Below are 26,900 nucleotides of genomic sequence, written 5' to 3'. Positions count from 1 at the left end.
CCGAAATGCCGGACTTTGATCCAAAGGAATCTCACCTCAGCCGAAGCCGAGATCGAGGTTATTTGGCATTTGACAAGTGCACGCTGTTGAGTTCTCAAGGATCGGATGCTCCCACACCACCCCCGCAAGGGCTTCGTAGTGAGGCAACTTCTCTACCTTAGGATGACACCCGCGAACCCGTCAAACCCGACACGCCGGTGATCTCAAGAGATCGCGGGTGTGGGAGGTGACGACTGCGGGAGCGTCCCGATGCCCCGTCCTAGACCTGAGGTCAGACCCAATCGCAGAGCGACTGTTTCTTCTTGGAGGGGGTGGTTCGCCATCTTGAGGGCGGCGGGCCTTTCGGCCTCTCGCTCTTCCCTGTGGGGCGAACAAGTAATAAGTTACGCGGGGTTCGGGGACTGGGCAAATCAGCCCCGCATCCCGGGCGTGTCGGGCTCGCAGACCCGCTCAGCGCTTGTAGTTCGGCGCCTCGACGACGATCTGGACGTCGTGCGGGTGGGACTCCTTCAGACCGGCCGAGGTGATGCGCACGAACTTGCCGCGCGCCTTCAGCTCCTCGATCGTGCGGGCGCCCACATAGAACATCGACTGGCGGAGCCCACCGACGAGCTGATACGCGACGGCCGAGACCGGACCGCGGTACGCGACCTGCCCCTCGATGCCCTCGGGGATCAGCTTGTCGTCGCTCGGCACGTCCGCCTGGAAGTAACGGTCCTTCGAGTAGGAGGTCTTCTTGCCGCGCGTCTGCAGCGCACCGAGCGAACCCATCCCCCGGTAGAGCTTGAACTGCTTGCCGCCCTGGAAGACGACCTCCCCCGGGGACTCGTCGGTACCCGCCAGCAGGGAACCGAGCATGACGGTGTCGGCACCGGCGACGAGCGCCTTCGCGATGTCTCCCGAGTACTGCAGACCCCCGTCAGCGATGATCGGCACGCCGGCCTCGCGCGCCGCGAGCGACGCCTCGTAGATGGCGGTCACCTGAGGCACACCCACGCCGGCGACGACGCGGGTCGTGCAGATCGACCCCGGCCCGACGCCGACCTTGACGGCATCCACTCCGGCGTCGATCAACGCCTGCGCGCCTTCCCGGGTCGCGACGTTGCCGCCGATCACGTCGATGTGGGCGAACGAGGCGTCGGCCTTGATTCGCTTGACCATGTCGATGACACCCGCGGACTGGCCGTTGGCCGTGTCGACCACGATGACGTCGACCCCGGCATCCCGCAGCGCCTCGGCGCGCTCCCAGGCGTCGCCGAAGAAACCGATCGCCGCGCCGACGCGCAGCCGACCCTGATCGTCCTTCGTGGCGAGCGGGTACTTCTCGCTCTTGTCGAAGTCCTTGATGGTGATGAGCCCGGCGAGCTTTCCCTCCTCATCGATGAGGGGGAGCTTCTCGACGCGGTGATGGGCGAAGAGGGCGATGACCTCGTTCGCCCCGATGCCGACCTTGCCGGTGACGAGGTTCTCGCTCGTCATGACGTCGCGCACCTTCGTCGTCTGGCGCTCGAAGCCCGAGACGAAACGCATGTCGCGGTTGGTGACGATGCCGACGAGATGCCCCTCGTCATCCACCACGGGGAGACCCGAGATGCGGTACTGCCCGCAGAGCGCGTCCACCTCTTCGATGGTCGCGTCGGGGGTCGTCGTGATCGGGTCGGTGATCATGCCCGACTCGCTGCGCTTCACGCGGTCGACCATGGATGCCTGGTCGGCGATCGACAGGTTGCGGTGGATGATGCCGATGCCGCCCTCGCGCGCGATGGCGATCGCGAGGCGCGACTCGGTGACGGTGTCCATCGCGGCGGAGAGGAGAGGAGTCGCGACGGTGATGCGTCGCGTGACCCGGGAGGAGGTGTCGGCCTCGGACGGGATGACGTCCGTGTGACCGGGCAGCAGCAGGACGTCGTCGTACGTCAGTCCCACGAATCCGAACGGGTCGTTGTGCTCCATGTGCTCTCCTGCATCGAACGGCTTGTCTGAATTCTAAGGCGCGGGGCGCTCCTTTCATTCCCTCCGCCCGAGATGAGGGCAAGAGGCGGAGTGTCGATGGTTGCGGCAGGGAAACACAGCGGCAACAATCGCTGGATACGGTCGTGTGGCGCCGGGGGCACCCGTACCTCTGCGCGCTGACCATGCTTCAACCAGGAGGTGTCGGTGACGACCACCCGCTCTGTGCGCGCCCGCAATCGATGGCGACGCGCACTCGTAGCCCTCATCGCCGGAGTCTTCTCCGGCGCTCTGCTGTTCGGCCTCGCGAATCCCGCGATGGCCGGCACCCAAGATCCGGAGGATTTCCCTTTCGCCGTCCAGGGCAACGTCCGGGCCGCTGGTGAGCCCGTCGAAGGTGCCACGGTCGTCGTGACGGGCGGTGAATACACGGGTGAGGCGGAGACCGCAGCGAACGGATCGTGGCGCGTGCCCGTCCCCACGAAGGACGTGCCCTATACGGTCGAGCTCGTCGAGGACTCGCTTCCGGACGGCGTGAGCGCGCCCGACGGCTTCGAGTTCACGCAAGAGGTGGAGTTCGGCGCGACGAGCAACGTGACGCGCAACTTCACGCTGGGAGCGGCGGAACGGACGACGACGTCCTTCTTCGACCAGTTCCTGTCTCGAGCCGTGAACGGGCTGAACTTCGGTCTCATGCTCGCCCTCGCCGCGATCGGCGCCTCCCTCGTCTTCGGCACGACCGGTCTGTCGAACTTCGCGCACGGCGAGATGGTGACCTTCGGCGCACTGGCAGCGCTCTTCTTCTCCGTAGCCGTGGACATGCCGATCTGGATCGCGATCCCGCTCGCGGTGATCGTCTCGGGGCTGTTCGGATTCGGGATGGATGCCGGCCTGTGGCGGCCATTGCGACGAAAGGGCATCGGCACGGTCCAGCTCATGATCGTCTCGATCGGCCTGTCGCTGGCGCTGCGTTACGTCTTCCAGATGTTCGTCGGCGGTGGGACGGTCAATCTGCCGGGCGGAGCATCCGCAACGATCCCGGGGCTCGGCCCGATCCGGCTGACGGTGACCGACCTGATCAGCATGGGCGTCTCCATCGTCGTCATCGTGGCCTTCGCCTTCTGGCTCATGCGCACCCGCATCGGTCGCGCGACGCGCGCCGTCTCCGACAACCCGTCCTTGGCAGCGGCAAGCGGCATCGACGTCGACAACGTCGTCCGCATCGTCTGGATCATGGCCGCTGCGCTCGCGGGACTGTCGGGCGTCCTGTGGGCTTACTTCCGCCCGGGGATCAAGTGGGACATGGGCACGAGCATCCTGCTCCTGGTCTTCGCCGCCATCACGCTGGGCGGTCTCGGCACCGCCTTCGGCGCGCTCGTGGGCGCGATCATCGTCGGCCTGCTCGTCGAGGTCTCGACGCTGTGGATCCCGTCTGATTTGAAGTACGTCGGCGCGCTCGTCGTGCTCATCGTCATCCTTCTGTTCCGTCCGCAGGGTCTCCTCGGGCGCCGAGAGCGAATCGGATAACGCCTCATGGACTTCCTCCAGATCCTCAGCAACACCGCGGCGCAGATCCTGTCGCCGGTCACCCTCGGCTTCGTTCTCGCGGCGATCGGTCTCTCCGTCCATTTCGGCTTCGCCGGCCTGCTCAACATGGGCGTCGCGGGCTTCATGGCCGTCGGCGCTTACGGCTTCGCGATCTCGACACTCACCTTCGGCCTTCCCTGGGCGGTGGCAGCCCTGATCGGCTTGGTCGGCGCGGTGCTGTTCTCCCTGGTCATGGGCATCCCGACTCTGCGTCTGCGAGGGGACTACCTGGCCATCGTCACGATCGCTGCGGCGGAGGTGGTGCGTTTGCTCTTCCTGACGTCCTCCTACCGCGAGGTGACGGGTTCGGCGGACGGCCTCTCGGGCTTCCAGCGCGACTTCCGCGCGAGCAACCCGCTGCCGCCGGGCCGCTACGGCTTCGGACCGTGGACGTATCAGTCCGACCAGTGGTGGGTCATCATCGTCGGCATCGTCGTCATCGCGGTCGTCGTCGCCTTCGTCTGGCTGCTGATGCGGAGTCCCTGGGGACGTGTCATCCGCGGGATCCGCGAAGACGAGGACGCCGTGCGCTCGTTGGGGAAGAACGTGTTCGCCTTCAAGATGCAGGCGCTCATCGTGGGCGGCGTGATCATCGCGGCCGGCGGAATCGTGACGGCGATGGGTACCAACGTGAACCCGAACGTGTACGTGACGTCGCAGACGTTCTACGTCTGGACGGCCCTGCTGCTCGGCGGCGCCGCCACGATCTTCGGCCCCGTGCTCGGAGCGGTGCTCTTCTGGGTCGTCCGCGCATTCCTGTCCAACCTCCTCCCCGCGCTCGTGAAGATCGGCTGGCTGCCCTTCCTCACCGCGGAGCAGAGCCAGATGCTCGTGTTCGTCCTGGTGGGTGTCGCCCTCATGCTGCTGGTCATCTTCCGACCGCAGGGCATCCTCGGAAGCAAGAAGGAGCTGACCTTTGTCCGCTGACGTCGCGCCCCCCGCTCCCCGTCCCAAGGCCACCGGCCTGCACAAGGGCGAGATCCGCCCCGGTGTGGAGAAGGTCGACCCGATCATCGTCGCCGACGGTGTCAAGCGAGTCTTCGGCGGCTTGACCGCCGTCGACGTCGACCACCTCGAGATCCCGCGGAATGCCATCACCGCGCTCATCGGCCCGAACGGTGCCGGCAAGACCACCTTGTTCAACCTGCTGACCGGGTTCGACAAGCCCAACGAGGGCACCTGGTCCTTCGACGGCCAAAACCTCGCCGGCATCCCGGCGTTCAAGGCCGCCCGGATGGGCCAGGTGCGCACCTTCCAGCTGACGAAGTCGCTGGGACTGCTCACGGTGCTCGAGAACATGAAGCTCGGGGCGCCCGGTCAGGGTGGCGAGACCATCTGGCGCGGCATCCTGCCGTTCCTCTGGCGCAAGCAGGAAGCAGCGATCGAGGACAAGGCCCGCGGCCTGCTCGCCCGGTTCAAGCTCGACGCCAAGGAGAAGGACTTCGCAGCATCGCTTTCTGGCGGTCAGCGCAAACTCCTCGAGATGGCGCGCGCCCTGATGAGCGACCCGACGCTGGTCATGCTCGACGAGCCGATGGCCGGCGTCAACCCGGCGCTCACGCAGTCCCTCCTCGACCACATCCTGGATCTCAAGGACCTCGGGATGACGGTGCTCTTCGTCGAGCACGACATGCACATGGTCCGTCACATCGCCGACTGGGTCGTCGTGATGGCCGAGGGGAAGGTCGTCGCCGAGGGGCCGCCCGACACCGTCATGAAGGAGCAGGCCGTCATCGACGCCTACCTCGGGGCCCACCAGGACGTCGATCTCGGCGTCGTCACGGGCCGCTACGAGGGCGAGCTGACCGCCGAAGCTCAGGAACTGATCGAGGAGCAGCACAAGCTGCAGGACGCCGTCGAGGCGGATGCCACGACGCACGCCGCGGAGGATTCGTCGGCACCCGGCACCCCGGGCTCGACGCGCGGAACGGAGGAGACCAAGTGAGCGACACCGCCGCATCCCCCGCGGGCGCGACTGCGACTGCACCTGCTCAGAACGTCGTCGAGCTGCGAGATGTGCACGCCGGCTATCTGCCGGGCGTCAACATCCTCAACGGCGCCAATCTGACGGCCGCGAAGGGCGAGCTCATCGGGATCATCGGCCCCAACGGCGCCGGTAAGTCGACGATGCTCAAGGCGATCTTCGGGCAGGTGAAGGTCCGCTCCGGTGCCGTCATGCTCAATGGCGAGGAGATCACGGGCCTGCGAGCGAACAAGCTGGTGGCGAAGGGTGTCGGGTTCGTCCCGCAGACGAACAACGTCTTCCCGAGCCTGTCGATCGCTGAGAACCTGCAGATGGGTGCGTACCAGCGGCCGAAGGTTGTCAACGAACGCATCGACTTCGTGACGTCGATCTTCCCCGACCTCGCCAAGCGTCTGCAGCAACGGGCAGGTTCGCTCTCGGGCGGAGAGCGGCAGATGGTCGCCATGGGCCGCGCACTGATGATGGACCCCTACGTCCTCCTGCTGGACGAGCCGTCGGCCGGTCTGTCGCCGTCCCGCCAGGACGAGGCGTTCCTCCGCGTGTCGGAGATCAACAAAGCCGGCGTGACGACCATCATGGTCGAGCAGAACGCGCGCCGGTGCCTGCAGATCTGCGACCGGGGCTACGTCCTCGATCAGGGCCGTGACGCCTACACGGGCACCGGCCGCGAGCTGCTCAACGATCCGAAGGTCATCGGCCTCTACCTGGGGACGCTCGGCACCTGACCTCCAGAAGGACCCTTCGACGCCCCCGGCTTTCGGTCGGGGGCGTCGTCATGTGCGCACGGAATGCCGCCGGCGGACGTCCTCGGCGGCGGCATCCGCTCCCCTGCCGCGATGCACCGAGCGCCGGCCCATCGCTGCCGGTGACAGCGCGCCGGGCGCACAGAGAACGGCCCCGGTCCGAGGACCGGGGCCGTTCTGTGATCGTCGAATCAGCCGACGTTGAGGAACGAGTAGTTGTTGTCCTCGCCGTACTGGAAGACACCGATGGATGCCTCCGTCGGGTCGCCCACCTCGTTGAAGGTGATGGGGCCCGAGACACCGTCGTAGTCGGCGACCTCACCGGCGTTGATGATGTCGGCGCACTCCGCATAGGTGGTGCACTTCGTGCCGTCACCCGAGCCGCCGGACACCTGCTGCAAGTGCGCAGCGACGTCCGGACCCTCGCTGGAGCCGGCCTCGAGGGCAGCGAGGGCGAGGAGGATGACCGCGTCGTAGGACTCGGGACCGTAGGTGTAGTCCTTGAGCTCCTCGTTGCCCTCGCCCGTCCAGAACGCGTTGAGATCCTCGCGGAACGTGGCGATGCTGTCGGGGTCGACGGCGGGGTAGGTTCCCTTGGCGCCCGTCAGGGTGCCGGCCTCGAATTCGTCGCCGAAGTTCGAGAGGTTGCCGTCCACGAGGTACATCTTGTCCTTCGGGAAGTCGGCACCCACGAGCTCGGGGATGATCGTCTTCACCTCTTCGAACGTGATCAGCGCGATGGCGTCGGGGTCAGCCGCGAGGACGTCCTCGACCTGAGCCGAGAAGTTGGTGTCACCCGTGTTGTACAGCGACGCGGAGACCACCTTGCCGCCGGCGTTCTCGAAGGCGGCCTTCGTGAAGCAGGCGAGACCCGTTCCGTACGAGTCGTTGAGGATGATCATGCCGAGCGTCTCGGCGCCATCGCCCGCGATGAGGTTGCCGAGCACCTCGCCCTGCAGGACGTCGGAAGGAGCGGTGCGCCAGTAGAGACCCTTGTCCTCGTAACCCGTGAAGGCGGCCGAGGTGTTGGCGGGCGAGAATTGGATCGCGTCGGCGGCGATGACCTGATCGATGAACTGCAGCGACGTGCCGGAGGACGCCGCGCCGATGATCGCCGTGGCGCCCGCGTTCAGCAGACGGGGGATCTCGGTCTCGTAGGCCTTGTTGTCGGTGTCGCCCGAGTCGCCCTGGACGAGGTCGATGGTCACACCCTTCGCCGCTTCGTTGACCTCAGCGGCAGCGAATTCAGTGCCGGCGATCTCAGGCGGGCCGAGGAAGGCGAGGTTTCCGGTGACAGGCAACGCGGTGCCGATGGTGAACTCGAGGTCGGTGGCGGGGCCCTCCGACGTGGAGTTGTACTCCGGGGTGTACGAGGCCGGTTCGGCCTCGTCGCAGTTGACCGGGAACTTGAAACCGGCCGGCTCGTTGGACGCGCCGCCGGACGCTGTGGGGGTCGAGGATCCGGCGCAGCCGGCCAGGACCAATGCGCTCGCGCCGACCAGGGCGATGGCGCCCATGACCTTTGCGGAACGCGAACGGGAGAGAACGCTCATTGTGCTCCTTGCTGTGGTGACACGGGTCAGTTCGGGACCAGCCCGGTGTGTTCAACCTAGTGGCGCGCTCGTCTCCCCAATGTTGCCGTTCGTTAACGATGTGTAACGAGGTGGGCACGCTCCCATAACGGTCGCGGAAAGCGGCATCGGGCGAGGTCAGACGGGGTCGGGCACCACCGCTTCGGCGCGGGTCCGGTTGCGCCGGGAGGACAGGAGCGAGTCCACCGTGAAGACCGCGACGGCGACCCAGACGAGGCCGAATCCGATCCAGCGCTCGAAGGGCATCGGCTCGCCGAGGATGAGCACCCCGGTGAGGAACTGCATGATCGGCGCGATGAACTGCAGGATGCCGACCACGGTCAGCGTGGTGCGGCGGGCGCCGGCGGAGAAGAACAGGAGCGGAACGGCGGTGACGGCCCCCGCCAGCAGGAGCAGGACGGTGTGCCCGGTCCCCTCGCGGCCCATCGTCAGTCCGGAGGTGACGCCGACGAGGACGAGCTGGAGGACGGCGATCGGCACGAGCCAGAAGGACTCGAGGGTGAGGCCGCTCACGGCATCCACCGACGGTCCGATCTTCTTCTTGACGAGACCGTACGTCGCGAAGCTCGCCGCGAGGGCGAGCGCGATCCAGGGCACGCGGCCGACCGCGACGATGATCACGACCACCGCGACGCCCGCGATGCCGACCGCGACCCACTGCGCGGTGCGCAGACGTTCCTTCAGCACGATGACGCCGAGGAGCACGGTCGCGATCGGGTTGATGAAGTACCCGAGGCTCGTCTCGACGACGTGACCGGTCAGGGTCCCGATGAGGAAGACCTGCCAGTTGACGTAGATGAGCAGGCCCGCCAGGAGCGTCCAGAGCATGAGGCGACGATCGCGCAGGATGACCCGCATCCGCCCCCAGCCGCGGGTGATCGCGAGCAGCGCGATGCAGAAGACGAGGCTCAGCAGGATGCGCCAGCCGACGACCTCCCACGGGGTCGTCGGGGCGAGGCTGACGAAGTAGAGCGGCAGGAAGCCCCACAGCACGTAGGCCGAGAAGACGAAGATGCCCCCGAGCGACTTCTCGCGCGCGGCCTGCTCGGGTGTCATGAGCACAAGCCTACGACGGTCATGACAGCGGGCGCGTCATCCGCACTGCCGTCGATCGCCCGGATCCTGCCATCAACGGGACAGGGCCCGGATGCCGAAGCATCCGGGCCCTGCGCTGCGGTCGCTGCGTGTCAGCGGACGACGACCGCCAGGACGTCGCGAGCCGACAGGACGAGGAACTCGTCGGCGCCGAACTTGACCTCGGTGCCGCCGTACTTGCTGTACAGGACGCGGTCGCCGACGGCGACGTCGAGCGGAACGCGGTTGCCGTTGTCGTCGATGCGGCCGGGGCCCACGGCCACGACCTCGCCCTCCTGGGGCTTCTCCTTGGCGGTGTCAGGGATGACCAGGCCACTTGCGGTGGTCTGCTCGGCCTCGACCTGCTTGATGACGATGCGGTCTTCGAGCGGCTTGATGGAAACCGACACGGTCTACCTCTTTCTTGCTGGTGGGGTCCTGCTACAAGACTCATCAGCACTCGCTTACCGAGAGTGCTAACAAAAGTCTAGAGCGCGGTTGGCACTCATGCAACGCGAGTGCCAACACGATGACGGATGCCGCGACGCGCCATCCGACCGCGGAGACCTAGGCTGGCCGGATGGACAAGGCCGAGCTCACCGCCCTCCTGACCCCCCAGGGACTACGGATGATCGACGAGGTCGGACCCCTGGCATCCACCGCCGAGGTCGCGGCCGCCGTCTCGCGGCTGCGCGCCGCCGGCCACTCCCCCGATCTCGTGTCGGCCGTCGTCGGTCAGGCGCACCTGCGGGTGCGCGCAGAGGGCAAGTTCGGTCCGTTCGCCGAGCGCATGCTGTTCACCCGCGCGGGACTCGAGCAGGCGACCCGCCTCGAGGTCGCCGCCCGGCACGCCGGACGGTTCCGGGCCGCGGGGATCACCCGCGTCGCCGACCTCGGATGCGGCCTCGGCGGCGACGCCCTGGGACTCGCGGGCATCGGCCTCGACGTGCTCGCGGTCGACGCCGACGAGACGACGGCCGCCCTCGCCGCCTACAACCTCGCGCCGTTCGGCGACGCCGTCACCGTGCGGCAGGGCCTCGCCGAGGAGACCGACCTGGACGGCTGGGACGCGGTGTGGCTGGACCCCGCCCGCCGGACCGCGGGTCACAGCGAGACCAGCCGCACCCGGCCCGAGGACTGGTCACCCTCGCTCGACTGGGCGTTCGCCCTCGCAGAACGGATGCCGGTGGGCATCAAACTCGGACCGGGCCTCGATCGCAGCCTGCTCCCCGACGACGTCGAGGCGCAGTGGATCAGCGTCGACGGTTCGACCGTCGAGCTCGTGCTGTGGTCGGGCGCCCTGCGTCGCGACGGCGTGGCCCGCTCGGCGCTCGTGATGAGGGGCGGTGCCGCGGCAGAGCTGACGGCGGCCGCCGACGCGCCCGACGAGCCGGTGCGCGAGCTCGGCGCCTTCCTCCACGAGCCCGAGGGCGCCGTCATCCGCGCGCGCCTGATCGGCGAGGTCGCCCGGGAGCTGCAGGCGGGGATGGTGGCCGAGGGCATCGCCTACCTGACCTCGGATGCCGCCCTGACGAACCCCTTCGTGCAGACGTTCCGCGTGCGGGAGGTCCTGCCGATGAAGGTGCCCGCGATCAACGCCGCGCTCCGCGAGAGGGGCGTCGGCACCGTCGAGATCAAGAAGCGCGGCGTCGACGTCGACCCGGCGCAGTTCCGACGCAAGCTCACGCTGCGCGGCGACGCCTCGGCGACGCTCATTCTCACGAGGGTCGGCGAGGGGCGGGACGCGAAGCGGGTCGCCGTGCTCGCCGAGCGCGTCTGAGTCAGCCGGACAGGGCGCCCTGCGAGGCCGCCCACCACAGCCAGCCGGCGCTGTAGGCGAGCGAGGCGATGCTCAGGCCGAGGCCCCAGAACGCGGTCTCGCGCTTCTCCCACGGGCGTCGCAGCGCGAGGACCGCGAGGACGACGCCGATCACACCCACCGGGAAACCCCAGCCGACGAAGCAGGCCAGCACGAGCGCGAGCGACCCGAACAGCAGCGACCAGCCGGCGCTCCGCGGCAGCACCGGCGCCGGGGGGATCCAGCGGACGTCCGGGGCAGCGGCCTCGTCGGGATCCGGGTGCACCGCGAGCGGCGGCGCGACGGGCAGCGGCTGCGTGAGCTCCCGACGGAAACCGCCCCGGTGCGCGCCGGGGAGCGCGGTGTCCGCCGGCGCGAGGACCACGTCGGGCGATGCCGCCTCGACGGCGGGGGCGGCGGGGGGCTCGTCCGCGGCAGGTACGGCGGGCGGCGGCATCCGCTCGTCGCTCATGACGAGGGCTCCACCTGGATCGTCGTGACGGGCAGGGTCGAGTCGGCGCCGAACGCGAGGGTCGAGGCGGGGCGACCGCTCATGATGAGCTCGGACGCCAGTGCCGCGATCATCGCCCCGTTGTCGGTGCAGAGCGAGAGGGGCGGGATGCGGACGGCCACCCCCGCGGCCTGCGCACGCTCGAGCGCGACGTCGCGCAGACGCTTGTTCGCGATCACGCCGCCACCCAGCAGCAGGCGAGGCACGTCGTGACGCGCGCAGGCGTCGAGCGCCTTCGTCACGAGGACGTCGACGACCGCTTCGCGGAAGGATGCCGCCACGTCGGGCACCGAGACGGGCTCACCGGCCGCCTCGCGCTGCTCGACCCAGCGCGCGACGGCGGTCTTGAGCCCCGAGAACGAGAAGTCATAACGGTGCTCGGCCATGTCGGACGCACGCGACATGCCGCGCGGGAACCGGATCGTCTGCGGGTCCCCCGTCGCGGCGGCCTTGTCGATCTCGGGGCCGCCGGGATAGGGCAGACCGAGGATGCGGGCGATCTTGTCGAACGCCTCGCCGGCGGCGTCGTCCATCGTCTCGCCGAGCAGCTCGACGTCGGAGACGAGGTCGCGGACGAGGAGCAACGAGGTGTGCCCGCCGCTGACGAGGAGCGCGACGGTCGGGTACTCGACCTCGTCACCGGTGAGGATGTCGGCGGCGATGTGCCCCACCAGGTGGTTCACGGCGTACAGCGGTTTGTCGAGGCTGACGGCGAGCGCCTTTGCGGCGCCCACGCCGACCATGAGCGCGCCGGCGAGACCCGGCCCGCTCGTGACGGCGACGGCATCGAGGTCGCTCAGCGACACCTGCGCCTCGGCGAGCGCCGCCTCGATCGCCGGCTGCAGCGCCTCGAGGTGGGCGCGCGCGGCGACCTCGGGCACGACGCCGCCGTAGCGGGCGTGCTCGTCCATCGAGCTCGCGATCGTGTTCGAGAGCAGGGTGCGACCCCGGACGATGCCGATGCCGGTCTCGTCGCAGCTCGTCTCGATACCGAGCACCAGGGGTTCGTGCGTCATCTCAGCACCATCCTTCGGCGGCGGTCGGCGCGGCGGTGCGACGGGCGTCCCAGGCGACGAGGTCCAGCTGCATGACGATCGCGTCGACGTCGTCGGGCTGGTAGTAGCGCGGCCGGCGGCCCACCTCGGCGAACCCTTCGGACAGGTAGAGCGCGGCGGCTCCGGGATTGTCGGCGCGCACCTCGAGGAACACCTCGCGCGCGCCGCGGGACCGGGCCGTCGCGAGCAGTTCGCGCAGCAGCGCGCGGCCCCGGCCGTGACCCCGCGCGTCGGCGGCGATGGCGATCGTCTGGATGTCGGCATCCGCTGCGCCCTGCACGGCGCGCACACCGCCGTACCCGACGAGGCGGCCCGCCTCGACGTCGACGACGTACCGGCCGTGGGGGGAGGCGAGCTCGCCCGCCATGAGGGCGTCGCTCCACGCGTCGGTCGGGAAGGACGCGCGCTCGAGGCGCATGATGTCGTCGAGGTCCGCGGCGGTCGCGGTGCGGAGGGTCACGAGCCGACCTTCTTGCGAGCGCCGGGGAGGGTGACGTCGGGTGCGCGCAGGTAGAGCGGCTCGCCGAGGGACTCGACCCGGCCCGCCGCGACCGCGCGCGCCGCGACGAGCGCGACCATCGCGCCCGGGATCGCCGTCACGTCCCGGCGCTCGGCGCCGTGCGCGGCGAGCGCGTCGTCGACGGCGTCGCGCGGGGTCAGGGTGGCGTCGATCACGCGCCGCGGGAGTCCGTCGTCGTCGATGCCGTCGTAGACGGTGTACGCGAACTCGCGGCGGCGGGCGTCGGTGACGACCGCGAACCGCGGCAGCTCGGCGAACGGGTCGGCGAGCAGCACCGCGAGGGCGGCGGCGTCGTGGCTGCGGACGGGGACGACCGGGATGCCACGGCCCAGCGCGAACGCGCGCGCCGCCGCGATCCCGACCCGCAGCCCCGTGAACGGCCCGGGACCCATGCCCGCGGCCACGTGGGTCAGGGCGACGGGCTGCGGAGCGCCGGTCGCGCCGATGGGGCCGTGCGCGGCATCCGTCATCACCTGCTGCAGCAGGGAGCCGATGATCTCAGCGTGCCCGAGCGGGTCGGCACTGGCGACCTCGGCGCGCACCGCACCGTCGACATCGGTGACGGCGACGGCCGTGCCGAGGGACGTGTCGATGCCGAGGATCACAGGATCAAGGGTATCGGGAGGACGGATGCCGCGACGCGGCCGCCGCGGTCAGGGACGTCGCGTGACGGTGACGATGCGCGGCGCGGCGTCTTCGAGCTCGGCCGCGTAGGGGCCGGTCGTGCCGCAGGCGTTGTCGATGCCCGTACCGCTCCAGCCGCGCTCGATCTCGAGCTCCCACCACGTGTCGACGAGGCCGTCGACCATGCCGCGCCCCCATTCGACGATCGTGACCGACCGGTCGGGGTCGAGGCCCAGGTCGTCGAGCTCGGCCGGGGAACCGAGCCGGTAGGCGTCGACGTGCACGAGCGCCGGACCGCCGACTTCGGACGGGTGGGTGCGGGCGATCACGAACGTGGGGCTCTGCACGGGACCGCGGACCCCCAGGCCCGCGCCGATACCGCGGGTGAGGGTCGTCTTGCCGGCGCCGAGGGGACCCGTGAGGACGAGCAGGTCGCCGGCGCGCAGGACGCCGCCCAGCTCGCGGCCGAGCCGCTCCATGTCCTCGGGCGAGGCGACCTCTCGGCGCCCCTCGAAGTGCTCCATCCCGGTCACGACCGCACCTCCCGTCGCGGCACGCGCGGGCCGATGCGCGTCACGATCTCGTAGTTGATGGTGTCGGCGGCGTCGGCCCAGTCGGTCGCCGCGGGCACACCCGTCGCGGGGTCGCCGAAGAGCACGGCCTCGTCGCCGACCGCGACCGGGGCGTCGCCGACGTCGACGACGAACTGGTCCATCGCGATGCGTCCGGCGACGGGGAACGTGCGCCCGCCGATCGAGACGGGGCCGGCTCCCGAGGCCGCGCGCGGAACACCGTCGGCGTAGCCCATCGAGATCAGCGCGAGCGTCGACTCGCTGGCCGTGCGGTGCAGGTAGCCGTAGGAGACCCCCTGCCCCGCGGGCACGCGGCGCACAGCGGCGACCGCCGCCCGGAGCGTCATCGCAGGACGCAGCCCGAGGTCGGCGGACGACCGGTCGGCGAACGGCGACAGCCCGTAGATCGCGACACCGAGACGGACGCAACCCAGGCGCGCCTCGGGCAGGTCGAGAGCGGCGTGGGATGCCGCGATGTGACGCAACGGCGGACGGAGACCCGCCGCTTCGGCCGCCGCCTGGGCGACCGTGAAGCGCGACAGCGCCGTGCGGTCGTCGGCGGCGGACGTGTTGGAGAGGTGACTGAACAGGCCCAGGACCCGGATGACACCGGCCTCCTCGAGGGCCGCCGCCTCGGCGAACACCGCGCCGTAGTCGGCGGGGGCGATGCCGTTGCGGCCGAGGCCCGTCTCGACCTTGAGCTGCACCGTGACGGGCCGCTCCCGCGACCCGGCCGCCGCGGCGGCGCGGACCTGCTCGAGGCTCGACACGCCGAGCTCGATGCGGGCGGCGGCGGCCTCGGCGAAATCCGCGCCCGGGGCGTGCAACCAGGCGAGCACCGGGGCGTCGATGCCCGCGGCGCGCAGCTCGAGCGCCTCGCCGACATCGGCGACCGCCAGGCGCGCTGCCCCGCCGGCGAGGGCCGCACGCGCCGAGCGGACGGCTCCGTGACCGTACCCGTCGGCCTTCACGACGGCGATGACCTCCGACGCGGTCACCCGCGCGAGGTGTCGCACGTTGTGCTCGATCGCGCCGACGTCGATGACCGCTTCCCGCGCGACGCCCTCCGGCATCCGGGTCACGATCCCGCCTCCGCGACGACGTAGGCCGTCGCGAGTCCCGCGTCGTGCGAGAGCGACAGATGCACGGTCGTGATGCCGCGGTCGGCGACGGTGACGGCGGTCTCGCCCGACAGCGCGAAGACGGGGCGACCCGAAGGTTCGGAGGCCACCTCGATGTCGGTCCAGTGCACGCCGTCCGAGCCGCCGAGCGCCTTGATGAGCGCCTCCTTCGCCGCGTAGCGGGCGGCGAGCGAGTGCGGCTTGAGGGTCTGCTCGGCGGGCGTGAACAGGCGCTGCATGAGTTTCGGGGTGCGGGCGATCGACGCCTCGAAGCGCGGGATGTCGACGAGGTCGACGCCGATGCCGATGATCATGCCGCCTCCCCCTCGCCGCGCTCTACGGCATCAGATCAGGATATCCGGGGACGGCTGCGCGTCGGCGGAGTGGCGGCGGGTGGCGTCAGCCGACGGCGAGGCGGACGACGCGCTCGACGGCGTCGAGACCGGGCGAGAGCTGCGCGTCGGAGCGTGCGTAGGTCTCGCGGGAGCGGCCGTAGGGGTCGACCACGTCGTCGTCGGCGGGATCCGCGGGCGGGAGGACGAGACCGCGCTGCCCCGACAGGACGGCGAGCGCGCCGCGCAGGCGGTCCCGCGGCTCCGCGCCGACGGCACCGGCCCGCAGCGCCTCGTCGGGGGTCGCTGCGGCGAGGCGCTCGAACTCACGGATCGTGAACGCGGTCCGCAGCTGCCCCGGGGCGAGCTCGACCACCGCGCGCCGGTGGTCGCGGTCCATGGCGAGCACCAGGTCGGGGCCTCGCAGGATCGGCTCGGTCAGGTACCGCGATCCGTGGGCCGCGATCCGGTCGGCGGGCACGCCGCGGGCGATCGCGAGCTCGGCGGCTTCGACCGGCATCCGCACTCCCTCACGTGCGCGGATGCCCGCGCTCGTCGCCGCCACGCCGAGGTCCGCGAGGCGCTGCTCGAGGACGAGCGCCGCGAGCGGCGAGCGGCAGATGTTGCCCGTGCAGACGGTGAGGATGTGGATCACGCGGGGCCCTTCGAGACGGATGCCGCGACTCGCCCTCGCCCGAGTCTCCCCCTCAGTGCTCGGCGGGACGGTGGCGCGGGGGTGGGACGCGGACGGGCACCCGATACGGTAGGCCCGTGCAGGATCAGCTTAGCGACGGCCCCTCGTCCCCCGCGGCGGAGGCGGAGACCCCGATCGCCGAGCCCGAGCACCGCCCCGACGGCGACGAGCGGCGCCGCCGCGGCCGTCGCCGGCGCCGCACCGACTGGCGCCTCGGCGGCACCGGGGTGCGCCCCTGGAACGGCAGCCTGCTGGTCATCGCGCTGCTCAGCCTGGGCGCGGCGATCTTCGCCGGCTCGCTCGTGCAGCTGCTGTGGCGGTCCCCGTCGGCGCCGCTGGTCTCGACGGCGATCCTGTGGGTCGGGATGCTGATCCCCGTCGTGGTGGCGTTCCGCCGAGGACGCCCGGCCGGGCTGCTGCGCGTGCGCGGCGCGGACCTGATCCACGGACTCGCTCTGGGCCTCGGCCTGCGGGTGATCGAGGGATGGGTGTCGGATGCCGCGGCCCGCCCGTTCCCGTCCGCGAACCTCACCTCGTCGTGGCTGCTGACCGAGGCGATCCCGTCGGGGCTCGTCGGCCCGGTGGTCGAGGAGTTCTTCTTCCGCACCGTCATCCTCGTCGCGATGTACGGGCTCCTCCGTCGCACCGCGGGTCGCGCGGCGGCGGCGGTCGCGGCGGTCCTCGTCTCGACGGCGAGCTTCATCCTCATCCACGTCGTCGACGGCTCGCTGCCGCTCGGCGAGTCCCTCTCGGTGGGCGCCGTCGGCCTCGTCTGCGCGACCCTCGTCATCCTGACCGGTCGCGTCTGGGGGGCCGTGTTCGCGCACATCGTCTACAACGCGACGGCGCTGCTCCTGATGGCGGCCGGCGCGGCGATCTCCGGCGGGCAGTGACACCACCCGCCGGAGCGCAGCGCGTCGGTCAGGGGCGGCCCATCCCGTAGTACGTCCAGCCGGCGGCGCGCCACGCGGCGGGGTCGAGGGCGTTGCGGCCGTCGACGACGACGCGGCCGGTGGCGAGGGATGCCGCATGCTCGGGGGCGAGCTCGCGACGGTACTCGTCCCACTCGGTGACGAGGATGACGGCGTCCGCGCCCGTCAGCGCCTCGTCGCGGTCGGCGACGTAGGTGAGCTGCGGGTGCTGGCGACGGGCGTTCTCGATGGCCTCGGGGTCGGTGAGAGTGACGTTCGCGCCGAGCCCGTGCAGCCGGACGGCGACGTCGAGCCCCGGCGAGTCGCGGATGTCGTCGGAGTGCGGCTTGAAGGCGGCGCCGAGCACGGTGACCTTCTTGCCGTAGACCTCGCCGCCGAGGCCCTCCTGGACGAGCTGGACGGCGCGCTCGCGGCGACGCATGTTGATCTCGTCGACCTCGCGCAGGAACGCGACCGACTCACCGCGGCCGAGTTCCTCCGCGCGGGCGGAGAAGGCGCGGATGTCCTTCGGCAGGCAGCCGCCGCCGAACCCGATGCCGGCGCCGAGGAAGCGGCGACCGATGCGGGCGTCGTGGCCGATCGCGTCGGCCAGCATCGTGACGTCGGCACCGGCGACCTCGGCGATCTCGGCCATCGCGTTGATGAAGCTGATCTTCGTCGCGAGGAACGCGTTCGCCGACACCTTCACGAGCTCGGCGGTCGCGTAGTCGGTCACGATGAAGGGCGTGCCCTTCGCGATCGACGGGTGGTAGACCTCGCGGAGCACCTGGGTGGCGCGCTCGCCCTCGTCACCTGCGGGGACACCGGCGACGAGGCGGTCGGGGTCGATCGTGTCCTGCACGGCGAACCCCTCGCGCAGGAACTCGGGGTTCCAGACGAGGGTCGCGCCCGTCGCGCTGACGCGGGGGGCGAGGGATGCGGCGGTGCCGACGGGAACCGTCGACTTGCCCGCGACGATGTCGCCCTCGGACAGGTGCGGGAGGAGCGCGTCGACGGCCGCGTTGACGTAGGTCAGGTCGGCCGCGTAGCCGCCCTTGACCTGGGGCGTGCCGACACCGACGAAGTGGACGGCCGCGCCCGCGGCGGCGGCGAAGTCGGTCGAGAAGGACAGTCGACCGGAGGCGATGCCCTCGGAGAGGATCTCGGACAGGCCGGGCTCGAAGAACGGCGCCTCCCCCGCGGCGAGCGACGCGATCTTGCGCTCATCCACGTCGATGCCGACCACCTCGTGGCCGATCGAGGCCATGGCCGCGGCGTGCACGGCGCCGAGGTAGCCGCATCCGATGACAGAAAGTCGCATTGAAAAAGTCCCTCCACAACGAACGCCGTGTCGTCGACGCCCCGGTCGTGTCTACCAGATTCCGGTCACGATGTTTTTTCGCCGCCGTGTCGTCGCGCGTGCGGATCGTGTGGACGGGCCGGGTCCGACACGTGACGCCGAGGGCACCTGTCGCTATCGTGAGCGCAACCTCACCATCACTTCCGAGTTCTGACATCACCTCACCCGAAGAGGACGTCACGATGAGCACCTCCGCAGAAGGCGCCTCACAGGCCGGATCACCTCCGCCTGCGCACACCGACGCGCCCGCGTACACGCCCGACGACCGCGTCGCCCCCGAGGATCATTCGCTCCTCTGGCCAGACGCGCACCTCCTGGCCGCGCCGCCGCCGGGCTACGAGCCGCTCGAGATGCCGGAGGTGTGGGAGCCGGATGCCGCGCCGGCGGCGCCCCCGCAGCCGTGGCCGTACGCGCCGTATGCGCCGACCCGGCAGCAGCCGCCGGAACCGACGCCGGCGGCCGGTCCCGTTCCGGGCTACGTCATCTCGGTGCCCTACGAGGGGTCGCCGGCCCCGGCCGCGACGCCGCGCGCTCCCGCGGGACCGGCGACGCCGCGGAGCTTCCGGGACCTCCGCACCGGTCCGCTCGCCGGTCGGGACTTCGGGTCGATGCAGGAGTTCGCGGTCGCGGCCGTGCTCGAGGCGGGGTATGCGCAGGCGGACGTCGCGCGGCTGTTCCGGTTCGCGCCGTGGCAGCTGCGCGCCTGGGTCGACGAGGCGCGGAACGCGTCGTTCGGGCCGGGACGGAACCCGGCCTGACTCACTCGACCGTGACGGACTTCGCGAGGTTGCGCGGCTGATCGACGTCGAGGCCCTTCGCCGTGGCGAGACCCATCGCGAAGATATGGAGCGGCACGACCGCGAGCAGCGGCTCGAAGAGCGGACCGGCGAGCGGGATGCGGAGCACCTCGTCGGCGAACGGGAGGACGGCGGCATCCCCCTCTTCGGCGACGGCGATCACACGAGCGCCGCGGGCGCGGATCTCCTGGATGTTCGAGACGACCTTCTTGTGCAGCTCGCGCGAGGCCCGCGGCGACGGGACGATGACGAAGACCGCCTGACCGGGTTCGATGAGCGCGATCGGGCCGTGCTTGAGCTCGCCGGCCGCGAACCCCTCGGCGTGGATGTAGGCGAGCTCCTTGAGCTTCAGTGCACCCTCGAGGGCGATCGGGTACCCGACGTGACGGCCGAGGAAGAGCACCGACTGGGTGTCGCCCATCCACCGCGCGAACTGCTCGATGTGCTCCTGCTCGGTCTCGAGGACCCGTGCGATGCCGGCCGGGACGGCCTCGAGCTGGGCGACCGCGTCGCGGGCGACCTCCGTCGCCAGCGACCCGCGGACGCGTCCGATGTGCAGGGCCAGCAGGTAAAGGGCGGTGATCTGGGCGACGAACGCCTTCGTCGAGGCGACGGCGACCTCAGGACCGGCGTGCGTGTAGACGATCGCGTCGGACTCGCGCGGGATCGTCGCGCCCTGCGTGTTGCAGATCGACAGCGTCTTGGCGCCCTGCTCGCGGGCGTACTTGACGGCCATGAGGGTGTCCATCGTCTCGCCCGACTGCGAGATCGAGACGACGAGGGTGTCGGGGCCGATGACGGGGTCGCGGTAGCGGAACTCGTGCGCGAGCTCGACGTCGACGGGCACGCGCGTCCACTGCTCGAGCGCGTACTTGCCGACCATCCCGGCGTACGCGGCGGTGCCGCAGGCGACGACGATGACGCGGTTGATGCCGAGGAACAGGTCGTCGAGGCCGTCGAGCTCGGGGATGACGACCGCACCCTCGTGCAGTCGGCCGCGGAGCGTGTTCGCGACGGCTTCGGGCTCCTCCGAGACCTCCTTGGCCATGAACGACGACCAGCCGCCCTTCTCGGCGGCGGACGCGTCCCAGACGACCTCGAACGGCTCGACCTCGACGGTGCCCCCGGCGAAGTCGGTGACCTCGACGCCCTGCGGCGTGATGGCGACGATCTGGTCCTGCCCGATCGCGAGGGCGTTGCGGGTGTGCTCGACGAAGGCGGCGACGTCGGAGCCGAGGAAGTTCTCCCCCTCGCCGAGCCCGATCACCAGCGGCGAGTTGCGACGCGCGCCCACGACGAGGCCCGGCTGGTCCTGGTGCATCGCGAGCAGCGTGAACGCCCCCTCGAGGCGGGCGACGACGGCGCGGAAGGCGGCGACCAGATCGTGGGATGCCGCGAACTCCCGCCCGAGCAGGACGGCGGCGACCTCGGTGTCGGTCTCGCTGCGGAACGTGTAACCCTCGGCGAGGAGCTCGGCCTTGAGCTCGGCGAAGTTCTCGATGATGCCGTTGTGGATGACGGCGAGCTTGCCGTCGTCGGCGAGGTGCGGGTGCGCGTTGACGTCGGTCGGTCCGCCGTGCGTGGCCCACCGCGTGTGGCCGATGCCCGTCGTGCCGTCGGCCATCGGGTGCGCAGTCAGGTCGTCGCGGAGCACCTGGAGCTTGCCGGCGCGCTTGCGCATGTCGAGGTCGCCCTCGCGGTCGATGACGGCGATGCCGGCGGAGTCGTAGCCGCGGTACTCGAGACGGGCGAGACCCGAGAGGAGGATGGCCTGGCTGTCCCGAGGCCCCACGTATCCGACGATTCCACACATGCGCTCCATGCTAGGTGCGGGCGGCTGGGACTCCGCCCCTCGGCGGGGCGCCGGGCGCGTCGCCGTCGGCAACGGCGAAGGGGTGGTGCCCGAAACATGCGTTTGGTACCTATGGACTTCCGCGTCCCCAGCGCGGCCGTGCCCCCACACGATGGAGTCCCCATGTCCGCATCCCCTCGCGTCCGACGACGGTCGGCGCTCGCCCTCACCGCAGCCCTCGCGCTCGCCCTCTCCGTGCTGCCCGCCGGCACGGCGTCGGCGGCCGTGTCGACGTCCTGCACCGGAACGACCCAGTCCGCTGTGCAGAAGCGGATCCTCGCCGACGTGAACGCCGCCCGGAAGGCGAAGGGCAAGTCCGCCCTGTCGCTGAACTCGGCGATGTCGACCGTCGCGGTGAACTGGTCCGGCAAGCAGGCCGCCGCCAACCGGATGAGCCACAACCCGTACTACGCATCGCAGATCCCGAAGGGATGGACCCGCGCGGGTGAGAACGTCGCCTTCGGGTACACCCCGCAGAAGGTGACCGCCGCGTGGATGGGATCGACGGGTCACCGCGCCAACATCCTGGGTTCGTACAACCGCATCGGGATCGGCGTCGCGTGCTCGTCGAAGGGCCTCCCCTATTACACGCAGGTGTTCGGGTACTACCCGGCGCGGTGACGGGCGCGCGCTGCGGTGCCGGGAGAACGGCCGGCGTTTCGAGCGGGACACCGGCCGTTCTCAGACGTCACCGCACCGTGATCGGCTTGCTCGTCTTGCTCGTCGTGGCATACAGCTTCTTGGTGGCCGTCACCTCGACGCTGATCTTCTTTCCTCTGTCGGCCTTCGTGAGCGTGTAGGTCGACTTCACCGCGCCACTGATCGCCTTGCCGTCGCGAAGCCATCGGTACGAGAGGGTCACCGTCGCGGGGGCCCACGTACCGGGCTTCGCCGTGAGCTTCTTGCCCACGGTTGCCAAGCCGGAGATCGTCGGGGTGGGGGCTGTCGTGAAGGAGTACAGCGGCTTGACGGCCTTGCTGGTGCGCGTCACGGATACGTAGCCGGACTTGGAGCCTGTCGTTCGGACCGAGAGGGATGTTCCCGCATCAGCAGCGACGACCTTGTACGTGGACGACGTCGCCTTCGCGATCGGCTTGCCGTTGCGGAGCCACTGGTACGAGACCTTCACGCCAGACGGTGCCCACGTGCCGGCTTCGGCCGTCAGAGCCTTCCCGACGCGGGGCGATCCGGAGATGCTCGGCGTCGGCGTCTTCGCGAGCTTCTGGCTGATGGTGAGGGTGTACGTCTTGCCCCACGTCATGCGGTTGTTCCGGCTGTACACCCGCAGGTAGACGTACCCCTTCGGTGCCGTCACGCGTTGCGCTGCGAGCCAGGATCCGGTGTTGACGACGCTGTCCAGATCCGCGCTGAAGAGACTGTTCCCGATGGCGTCGTACAGTTCGACGTCGTACGTGCTGCCGCTCGTTCCGCGGGGACCGCGCAAGTCGACGACGAGGGGCCCGGCTGAGGGGACCCGAACGGCGTACCAGTCGTCGTCGTAGTAGGACGCCGTCAACGAGGAACCCGACACGGTCTTGCCGAGCGAGATCAGATCCGCCGCGGCCTGCTCGCCGTTGCCCTCCGTCTCGACGTACCCCGCCTTCGAGGTCACCGACAGGGAGTAGGACGCGCCCCAGCTGTCACGATTGTTCCTGCCGTACACGTGGATGAACGCGCGCCCCGCGGACAGGTACGTGGCGGAGTCACGAAGCGCCTTGCCGTCGTAGTCGAGAGCGTTGAGGTCGAACGCGTATCTCTGATCGCCGGCTGCGTCATAGACCTCGAAGTCGTACGCATGACCCGTGAGATTCCGCGGGAATCGCACATCGAACGTCACCCTCCCCGTCTGCGGGATGTCGACCGCGTACCAGTCGTCGTCGTAGTAGGACGCCGTCAACGAGGAACCCGACACGGTCTTGCCGAGCGAGATCAGATCCGCCGCGGCCTGCTCGCCGTTGCCCTCCGTCTCGACGTACCCCGCCTTCGAGGTCACCGACAGGGAGTAGGACGCGCCCCAGCTGTCACGATTGTTCCTGCCGTACACGTGGATGAACGCGCGCCCCGCGGACAGGTACGTGGCGGAGTCACGAAGCGCCTTGCCGTCGTAGTCGAGAGCGTTGAGGTCGAACGCGTATCTCTGATCGCCGGCTGCGTCATAGACCTCGAAGTCGTACGCATGACCCGTGAGATTCCGCGGGAATCGCACATCGAACGTCACCCTCCCCGCCTGCGGGATGTCGACCGCGTACCAGTCGTCGTCGTAGTAGGACGCCGTCAACGACGAAGCCGACACCGTGTCACCCAACGCGATGAGGTTGGCGGCCGCCATCTCGTTGTTCGGCTCCACCTCCGACACCGTTGCTGCGGTCGCTGCCGATCCGCCGCCCAACGTGAGCACGGATGCGACGAGGGCTGTCGCGATCGCTACCGCGGCGGCCCGGAAACCCCTGATCTTGCGCGCTGAAACGCTCATTGTTCTCCCCAGAATCCAGGGATCCCCACGACCCCTGGCCGCAACCTAGCAGAGCGGGGGGAGGCCGTGGTGTTTCATCACGATGTGAGCCCGCGCGGCCCGTAGACTCGCGCTCACGTCGCAGCGTCGCGTCACCCCCGAGGAGGACCGATGCCCGACACCCCGCCCCCGCTGCCGCCGGGGACGCCGCCCCGCCCGCCGCTTCCCGCGCGGGCGCGGCGACCGCCGGCATCCGTCCCCGTGCTCGTCCTGGCGGGGTACCTGCTCCTGCTCGCGGTCATCGCGTTCTGGCCGACGCCCGTCGACGCCGATGTCGCCCCGCTGATCGACGCACTCTCGCGGCGCCTGCCCGCGATCACGCGACCCCGCGTCGAGTTCGCGGCCAACGTCGCCCTGTTCGTGCCGTTCGGAGTGCTGCTGCCGCTGATCCTGCGCCGCTCGCCCGAACTCGTGCTGCCGATCGCCCTGGTCGCGACCGTCACGATCGAGTGCGGGCAGGCGCTGCTGCTCAGCCACCGGGTGCCGAGCGTGCTCGACATCGTCGCGAACGTGACCGGAGCGAGTATCGGGATGCTGGTGCTCGCCCTGAGGCGCCGGATGCGGCGCGCCTGAGTCAGAGCTTGCGCAGGCGCACCGTCTCGACGGTGTGGTCCGCGGCCTTGCGGAGGATGAGCCTCGCACGGTGACGGGTGGGTTCGACGTTCTCGACCAGGTTGGGGAGGTTGATCTCGTTCCAGTATCCGAGCGCGCGTGTGACGGCCTCGTCGTCGGAGATGTCGGCGAAGACCTTGAAGAACGAGTTCGGGTTCGAGAACGCCGCTTCGCGGAGGGCGAGGAAGCGGTTCACGTACCACTGCGCGATGTGGTCGTGGTCGGCATCGACGTAGATGGAGAAGTCGAACAGCTCGCTGACGGCGATGTCGTGCGGGTTGGGCGCCGAGGCGAGGACGTTCAGCCCCTCGACGATGATGACGTCCGGTCGGCGCACAGTGACCTGGGCGTCGGGGATGATGTCGTACCGCATGTGCGAGTAGTAGGGCGCCTTCACCTCTGCCTCGCCGGACTTCACCGCGAGCAGGAACTCGACGAGCGCGCGGCGGTCGTACGACTCGGGGAAGCCTTTGCGGTCCATGATCCCGCGGCGTTCGAGCTCGGCGTTGGGGTAGAGGAAGCCGTCGGTCGTCACCAGCTCGACCCGCGGGGTACCCGGCCAGCGGCTCATCAGCTCGCGGAGCAGTCGGGCGACCGTCGACTTGCCGACCGCGACCGATCCCGCCACCGCGACGATGAACGGCGTCGTGGCGTCGTTCTCGCCGACGAACTCCGCCGTGTCGGCGCCGAGCCGTTTGGTCGCCGAGGCGTACAGGGACAGCAGCCGGCTCAGCGGCAGGTAGACCTCGCGCACCTCGGTGATGTCGAGGCGGTCGCCGATGCCGCGCAGCTGCACGACCTCGGTCTCGGTCAGGGGCTGCTCCATGCCGGCGGCCATCCGCGCCCATTCGGCACGGGGGATCTCGCGGTACAACGAATCGTTCGTCGTCGGCGTCTCGTCGGGGGACATTGCGGCAACTCTAGCCGTGCCGCCGTCGCCCCTTACGCGCGCGCGTGCGGGTCCGCGTGCCGTACCCTGAGATCCGGTGTTCCGACGCGGCGATTCTGCCGCTCTCGACGGGGGTTTTCCATGTTCCGACGCGTGCTGGCGGTCGCGACCGCGCTCGTGCTCGCGGCATCCCTCGGCATCGCCGCGACACCGACGACGGCGGATGCCGCGACGGCCCCGCTGTCGTGGCTGAAGACCAACGGCAACAAGATCCAGTACGTCTCGACCGGCAAGACGTTCACGATCCGCGCGACATCGTGGTTCGGCATGGAGACCGAGACCTGCGCGCCCCACGGACTGTGGTCGATCTCGCTCGATCAGGGCATGGCGCAGATCGCGGGTATGGGGTTCAACACCGTCCGCGTGCCGTTCTCGAACGAGTGCCTGGCGAAGAAGTCCGTCGGGTCGGTGAACACGGCCCTCAACCCGAAGCTCGCGGGCGCCTCGACGCTGAAGGTGATGGATGCCGTCGTCGCGACGGCGCGCAAATACAAGCTGCGCGTGATCCTCGACCGGCACCGCCCGGGCTCGGACGCGCAGTCCGCGCTCTGGTACACCGCGCGCTACTCCGAGGCGAAATGGATCTCGGACTGGAAGGCGCTCGCTAAGCGGTACAAGAACGAGCCGACGGTCTTCGGCTTCGACCTGCACAACGAACCGAGCGGGACCGCGTGCTGGGGGTGCGGCGTGCGTTCGCGCGACTGGCGCGCCGCGGCGATGCGGGCGGGCAATGCCATCCACACCGTCAACCCGAAGCTGCTCATGATCGTCGAGGGCGTCCAGTACGGCGCCGACGGCAGCAACTCCTGGTGGGGCGGCAACCTCACCGGTGTGAAGAAGAAGCCCGTCACCCTGAAGGTGAAGAACCGCGTCGTCTACTCGCCGCATGAGTACCCCGCCTCAGTGTTCAATCAGACCTGGTTCTCCGCGAAGAACTATCCGTCGAACCTGACCTCGGTGTGGCACAAGCAGTGGGGCTACATCTCGCGGGACAACATCGCCCCCGTCTTCGTCGGCGAGTTCGGGACGAAGCTGCAGAGCGCGTCCGACAAGGCATGGATGAAGAAGCTCGTCGCCTACCTGAAGGACCGGCGCATGAGCTGGGGGTACTGGTCGTTCAATCCGAACAGCGGTGACACCGGCGGCCTGCTGAAGGACGACTGGTACACCCGCGAGAAGACGAAGCTCGCGGCGCTGAAGCCGATCCTGACGCCGAAGAAGGTGCCGTATCCGGCGTCGCCGTCGCCGCGGCCGCAGCCGTCGCAACCCTCGCAGCCACAACCGCAGCCATCGCAGCCTCAGCCGTCCCAGCCCCCCGCGGTCGGTGGAACATCGAGCGCCTCGTCGAACGGGGTGTCGGCCACGCTCACCGTGACGAGTGCGTGGCAGGGCAAGTACCAGGTCGGCCTCTCGCTGACCGCGCCGTCCACCGGCAAGGTGCGGTCGTGGACCGCCTCCTGGGCATCTCCGGGAGCGAGCGCGGTCGACAACGCGTGGGGCATGTCGTGCGCCGTCGCAGGGGCCGGCTCGTCGTCGGCACGCGTCACGTGCCGCGGTTCCGAGTGGGGTGTCGCCAACCTCACCAACGGGGCGCGCGTCGACGTCGGCGTCATCCTGAGCGCGCCGCAGCCGCCCACAAAGCCGAAGCTGTCGCTCTCTGCCAGTCGCTAGCCTCACATCGTGCGCCTCGGAGTCCTCGACATCGGCTCGAACACCGTCCACCTGCTGGTCGCCGATGTCCACCCCGGGG

Annotated in this window: 26 protein-coding genes; 10 read left to right on the top strand and 16 right to left on the bottom strand. The window is 69.9% G+C overall.

Annotated elements, in window-relative coordinates:
- Nucleotides 1-450: 450 nt before the first annotated feature.
- Complete coding sequence (gene guaB, locus Q9S71_RS08050) at nucleotides 451-1,953, bottom strand: IMP dehydrogenase (protein WP_311861632.1); 1,503 nt, start codon at nucleotides 1,951-1,953, stop codon at nucleotides 451-453.
- 204 nt (nucleotides 1,954-2,157) lie between these two features.
- Here guaB and Q9S71_RS08045 point away from each other — a divergent pair, with 204 nt between their 5' ends.
- The 4 genes from Q9S71_RS08045 to Q9S71_RS08030 are packed head-to-tail and all read left to right on the top strand — an operon-like array spanning nucleotide 2,158 to nucleotide 6,246.
- Nucleotides 2,158-3,477: a branched-chain amino acid ABC transporter permease gene (locus Q9S71_RS08045; protein WP_311861631.1), complete on the top strand. Its 1,320-nt coding sequence runs from the start codon at nucleotides 2,158-2,160 to the stop codon at nucleotides 3,475-3,477.
- A 6-nt stretch (nucleotides 3,478-3,483) separates the two neighbouring features.
- The gene (locus Q9S71_RS08040) at nucleotides 3,484-4,464 is read left to right on the top strand and encodes a branched-chain amino acid ABC transporter permease (protein WP_217528277.1); all 981 of its coding nucleotides are present in this window, start codon (nucleotides 3,484-3,486) and stop codon (nucleotides 4,462-4,464) included.
- Nucleotides 4,454-5,482, top strand: a complete 1,029-nt coding sequence (locus Q9S71_RS08035; protein ID WP_311861629.1) for an ABC transporter ATP-binding protein — start codon at nucleotides 4,454-4,456, stop codon at nucleotides 5,480-5,482. Before Q9S71_RS08040 ends, Q9S71_RS08035 begins: the two co-directional genes overlap by 11 nt.
- Nucleotides 5,479-6,246, top strand: coding sequence for an ABC transporter ATP-binding protein (locus tag Q9S71_RS08030; protein ID WP_217528281.1), 768 nt, complete (start codon nucleotides 5,479-5,481; stop codon nucleotides 6,244-6,246). Before Q9S71_RS08035 ends, Q9S71_RS08030 begins: the two co-directional genes overlap by 4 nt.
- A gap of 209 nt (nucleotides 6,247-6,455) precedes the next feature.
- Here the strand turns inward: Q9S71_RS08030 and Q9S71_RS08025 are convergent, their stop codons facing one another.
- The 3 genes from Q9S71_RS08025 to groES all read right to left on the bottom strand — a co-directional run bounded on the left by Q9S71_RS08025 (nucleotide 6,456) and on the right by groES (nucleotide 9,340).
- The gene (locus tag Q9S71_RS08025; protein ID WP_311861624.1) at nucleotides 6,456-7,817 is read right to left on the bottom strand and encodes an ABC transporter substrate-binding protein; all 1,362 of its coding nucleotides are present in this window, start codon (nucleotides 7,815-7,817) and stop codon (nucleotides 6,456-6,458) included.
- Between the two features lie 156 nt (nucleotides 7,818-7,973).
- Nucleotides 7,974-8,912 carry an EamA family transporter RarD gene (rarD, locus tag Q9S71_RS08020; RefSeq protein WP_311861621.1) on the bottom strand — a complete coding sequence of 313 codons (939 nt, stop codon included), beginning with the start codon at nucleotides 8,910-8,912 and terminating at the stop codon, nucleotides 7,974-7,976.
- A gap of 131 nt (nucleotides 8,913-9,043) precedes the next feature.
- Nucleotides 9,044-9,340 (bottom strand): co-chaperone GroES, encoded by a 297-nt coding sequence (gene groES / locus Q9S71_RS08015; RefSeq protein ID WP_017203655.1) that lies wholly within the window; start codon nucleotides 9,338-9,340, stop codon nucleotides 9,044-9,046.
- 170 nt (nucleotides 9,341-9,510) lie between these two features.
- Between groES and Q9S71_RS08010 the strand changes: the two genes are divergently transcribed.
- Nucleotides 9,511-10,710, top strand: coding sequence for a THUMP-like domain-containing protein (locus tag Q9S71_RS08010; RefSeq protein ID WP_311861619.1), 1,200 nt, complete (start codon nucleotides 9,511-9,513; stop codon nucleotides 10,708-10,710).
- Nucleotide 10,711: 1 nt separating this feature from the next.
- Here Q9S71_RS08010 and Q9S71_RS08005 read toward each other — a convergent pair whose 3' ends face one another.
- The 8 genes from Q9S71_RS08005 to Q9S71_RS07970 all read right to left on the bottom strand — a co-directional run bounded on the left by Q9S71_RS08005 (nucleotide 10,712) and on the right by Q9S71_RS07970 (nucleotide 16,118).
- Nucleotides 10,712-11,200, bottom strand: a complete 489-nt coding sequence (locus tag Q9S71_RS08005; RefSeq protein ID WP_311861616.1) for a hypothetical protein — start codon at nucleotides 11,198-11,200, stop codon at nucleotides 10,712-10,714.
- A complete protein-coding gene (gene tsaD, locus Q9S71_RS08000; protein ID WP_311861613.1) occupies nucleotides 11,197-12,255 on the bottom strand; it encodes a tRNA (adenosine(37)-N6)-threonylcarbamoyltransferase complex transferase subunit TsaD in 1,059 nt (352 codons plus the stop codon). Before tsaD ends, Q9S71_RS08005 begins: the two co-directional genes overlap by 4 nt.
- A gap of 1 nt (nucleotide 12,256) precedes the next feature.
- Nucleotides 12,257-12,754, bottom strand: coding sequence for a ribosomal protein S18-alanine N-acetyltransferase (gene rimI / locus Q9S71_RS07995; protein WP_253035322.1), 498 nt, complete (start codon nucleotides 12,752-12,754; stop codon nucleotides 12,257-12,259).
- Entirely contained in the window at nucleotides 12,751-13,419 is a 669-nt protein-coding gene (gene tsaB, locus Q9S71_RS07990) for a tRNA (adenosine(37)-N6)-threonylcarbamoyltransferase complex dimerization subunit type 1 TsaB (RefSeq protein WP_311861609.1), read from the bottom strand. Before tsaB ends, rimI begins: the two co-directional genes overlap by 4 nt.
- A gap of 48 nt (nucleotides 13,420-13,467) precedes the next feature.
- A complete protein-coding gene (gene tsaE / locus Q9S71_RS07985) occupies nucleotides 13,468-13,971 on the bottom strand; it encodes a tRNA (adenosine(37)-N6)-threonylcarbamoyltransferase complex ATPase subunit type 1 TsaE (RefSeq protein WP_422880339.1) in 504 nt (167 codons plus the stop codon).
- Nucleotides 13,968-15,083: an alanine racemase gene (alr, locus tag Q9S71_RS07980; RefSeq protein ID WP_311861723.1), complete on the bottom strand. Its 1,116-nt coding sequence runs from the start codon at nucleotides 15,081-15,083 to the stop codon at nucleotides 13,968-13,970. The genes tsaE and alr overlap by 4 nt, the downstream gene beginning before the upstream one ends.
- Before the next feature lie 5 nt (nucleotides 15,084-15,088).
- Nucleotides 15,089-15,445 (bottom strand): holo-ACP synthase, encoded by a 357-nt coding sequence (locus tag Q9S71_RS07975; protein ID WP_064003272.1) that lies wholly within the window; start codon nucleotides 15,443-15,445, stop codon nucleotides 15,089-15,091.
- 85 nt (nucleotides 15,446-15,530) lie between these two features.
- Nucleotides 15,531-16,118, bottom strand: a complete 588-nt coding sequence (locus Q9S71_RS07970) for an arsenate reductase/protein-tyrosine-phosphatase family protein (RefSeq protein ID WP_311861605.1) — start codon at nucleotides 16,116-16,118, stop codon at nucleotides 15,531-15,533.
- Nucleotides 16,119-16,234: 116 nt separating this feature from the next.
- Here Q9S71_RS07970 and Q9S71_RS07965 point away from each other — a divergent pair, with 116 nt between their 5' ends.
- Nucleotides 16,235-17,050: a CPBP family intramembrane glutamic endopeptidase gene (locus Q9S71_RS07965; RefSeq protein WP_311861603.1), complete on the top strand. Its 816-nt coding sequence runs from the start codon at nucleotides 16,235-16,237 to the stop codon at nucleotides 17,048-17,050.
- 28 nt (nucleotides 17,051-17,078) lie between these two features.
- Here the strand turns inward: Q9S71_RS07965 and Q9S71_RS07960 are convergent, their stop codons facing one another.
- On the bottom strand, nucleotides 17,079-18,389 hold the full coding sequence (locus Q9S71_RS07960) for a UDP-glucose dehydrogenase family protein (protein ID WP_311861601.1): 1,311 nt from the start codon (nucleotides 18,387-18,389) through the stop codon (nucleotides 17,079-17,081).
- 221 nt (nucleotides 18,390-18,610) lie between these two features.
- Between Q9S71_RS07960 and Q9S71_RS07955 the strand changes: the two genes are divergently transcribed.
- On the top strand, nucleotides 18,611-19,186 hold the full coding sequence (locus tag Q9S71_RS07955; protein ID WP_311861599.1) for a hypothetical protein: 576 nt from the start codon (nucleotides 18,611-18,613) through the stop codon (nucleotides 19,184-19,186).
- Nucleotide 19,187: 1 nt separating this feature from the next.
- Here Q9S71_RS07955 and glmS read toward each other — a convergent pair whose 3' ends face one another.
- Entirely contained in the window at nucleotides 19,188-21,038 is a 1,851-nt protein-coding gene (glmS, locus tag Q9S71_RS07950) for a glutamine--fructose-6-phosphate transaminase (isomerizing) (RefSeq protein ID WP_311861597.1), read from the bottom strand.
- Between the two features lie 162 nt (nucleotides 21,039-21,200).
- Here glmS and Q9S71_RS07945 point away from each other — a divergent pair, with 162 nt between their 5' ends.
- Nucleotides 21,201-21,698, top strand: coding sequence for a CAP domain-containing protein (locus Q9S71_RS07945; protein WP_311861595.1), 498 nt, complete (start codon nucleotides 21,201-21,203; stop codon nucleotides 21,696-21,698).
- Between the two features lie 67 nt (nucleotides 21,699-21,765).
- On the opposite strand, the gene Q9S71_RS07940 is transcribed toward Q9S71_RS07945, so the two are convergent.
- Nucleotides 21,766-23,550, bottom strand: coding sequence for a hypothetical protein (locus Q9S71_RS07940; RefSeq protein ID WP_311861594.1), 1,785 nt, complete (start codon nucleotides 23,548-23,550; stop codon nucleotides 21,766-21,768).
- 150 nt (nucleotides 23,551-23,700) lie between these two features.
- On the opposite strand from Q9S71_RS07940, the gene Q9S71_RS07935 reads away from it, so the two are divergent.
- Nucleotides 23,701-24,162: a VanZ family protein gene (locus Q9S71_RS07935; RefSeq protein ID WP_311861592.1), complete on the top strand. Its 462-nt coding sequence runs from the start codon at nucleotides 23,701-23,703 to the stop codon at nucleotides 24,160-24,162.
- Nucleotide 24,163: 1 nt separating this feature from the next.
- On the opposite strand, the gene coaA is transcribed toward Q9S71_RS07935, so the two are convergent.
- The gene (gene coaA / locus Q9S71_RS07930) at nucleotides 24,164-25,111 is read right to left on the bottom strand and encodes a type I pantothenate kinase (RefSeq protein ID WP_064003280.1); all 948 of its coding nucleotides are present in this window, start codon (nucleotides 25,109-25,111) and stop codon (nucleotides 24,164-24,166) included.
- Between the two features lie 120 nt (nucleotides 25,112-25,231).
- Between coaA and Q9S71_RS07925 the strand changes: the two genes are divergently transcribed.
- Nucleotides 25,232-26,821 (top strand): cellulase family glycosylhydrolase, encoded by a 1,590-nt coding sequence (locus tag Q9S71_RS07925; RefSeq protein ID WP_311861590.1) that lies wholly within the window; start codon nucleotides 25,232-25,234, stop codon nucleotides 26,819-26,821.
- The last annotated feature ends 79 nt before the right edge of the window (nucleotides 26,822-26,900 follow it).

It is taken from the genome of Microbacterium gawkjiense, assembly GCF_031932225.1.
In the GTDB taxonomy this organism is placed as follows: Bacteria; Actinomycetota; Actinomycetes; order Actinomycetales; family Microbacteriaceae; genus Microbacterium; species Microbacterium gawkjiense.
Note: the sequence above shows the minus strand (reverse complement) of the source record. Positions and strands in the feature narration are given on the sequence as shown.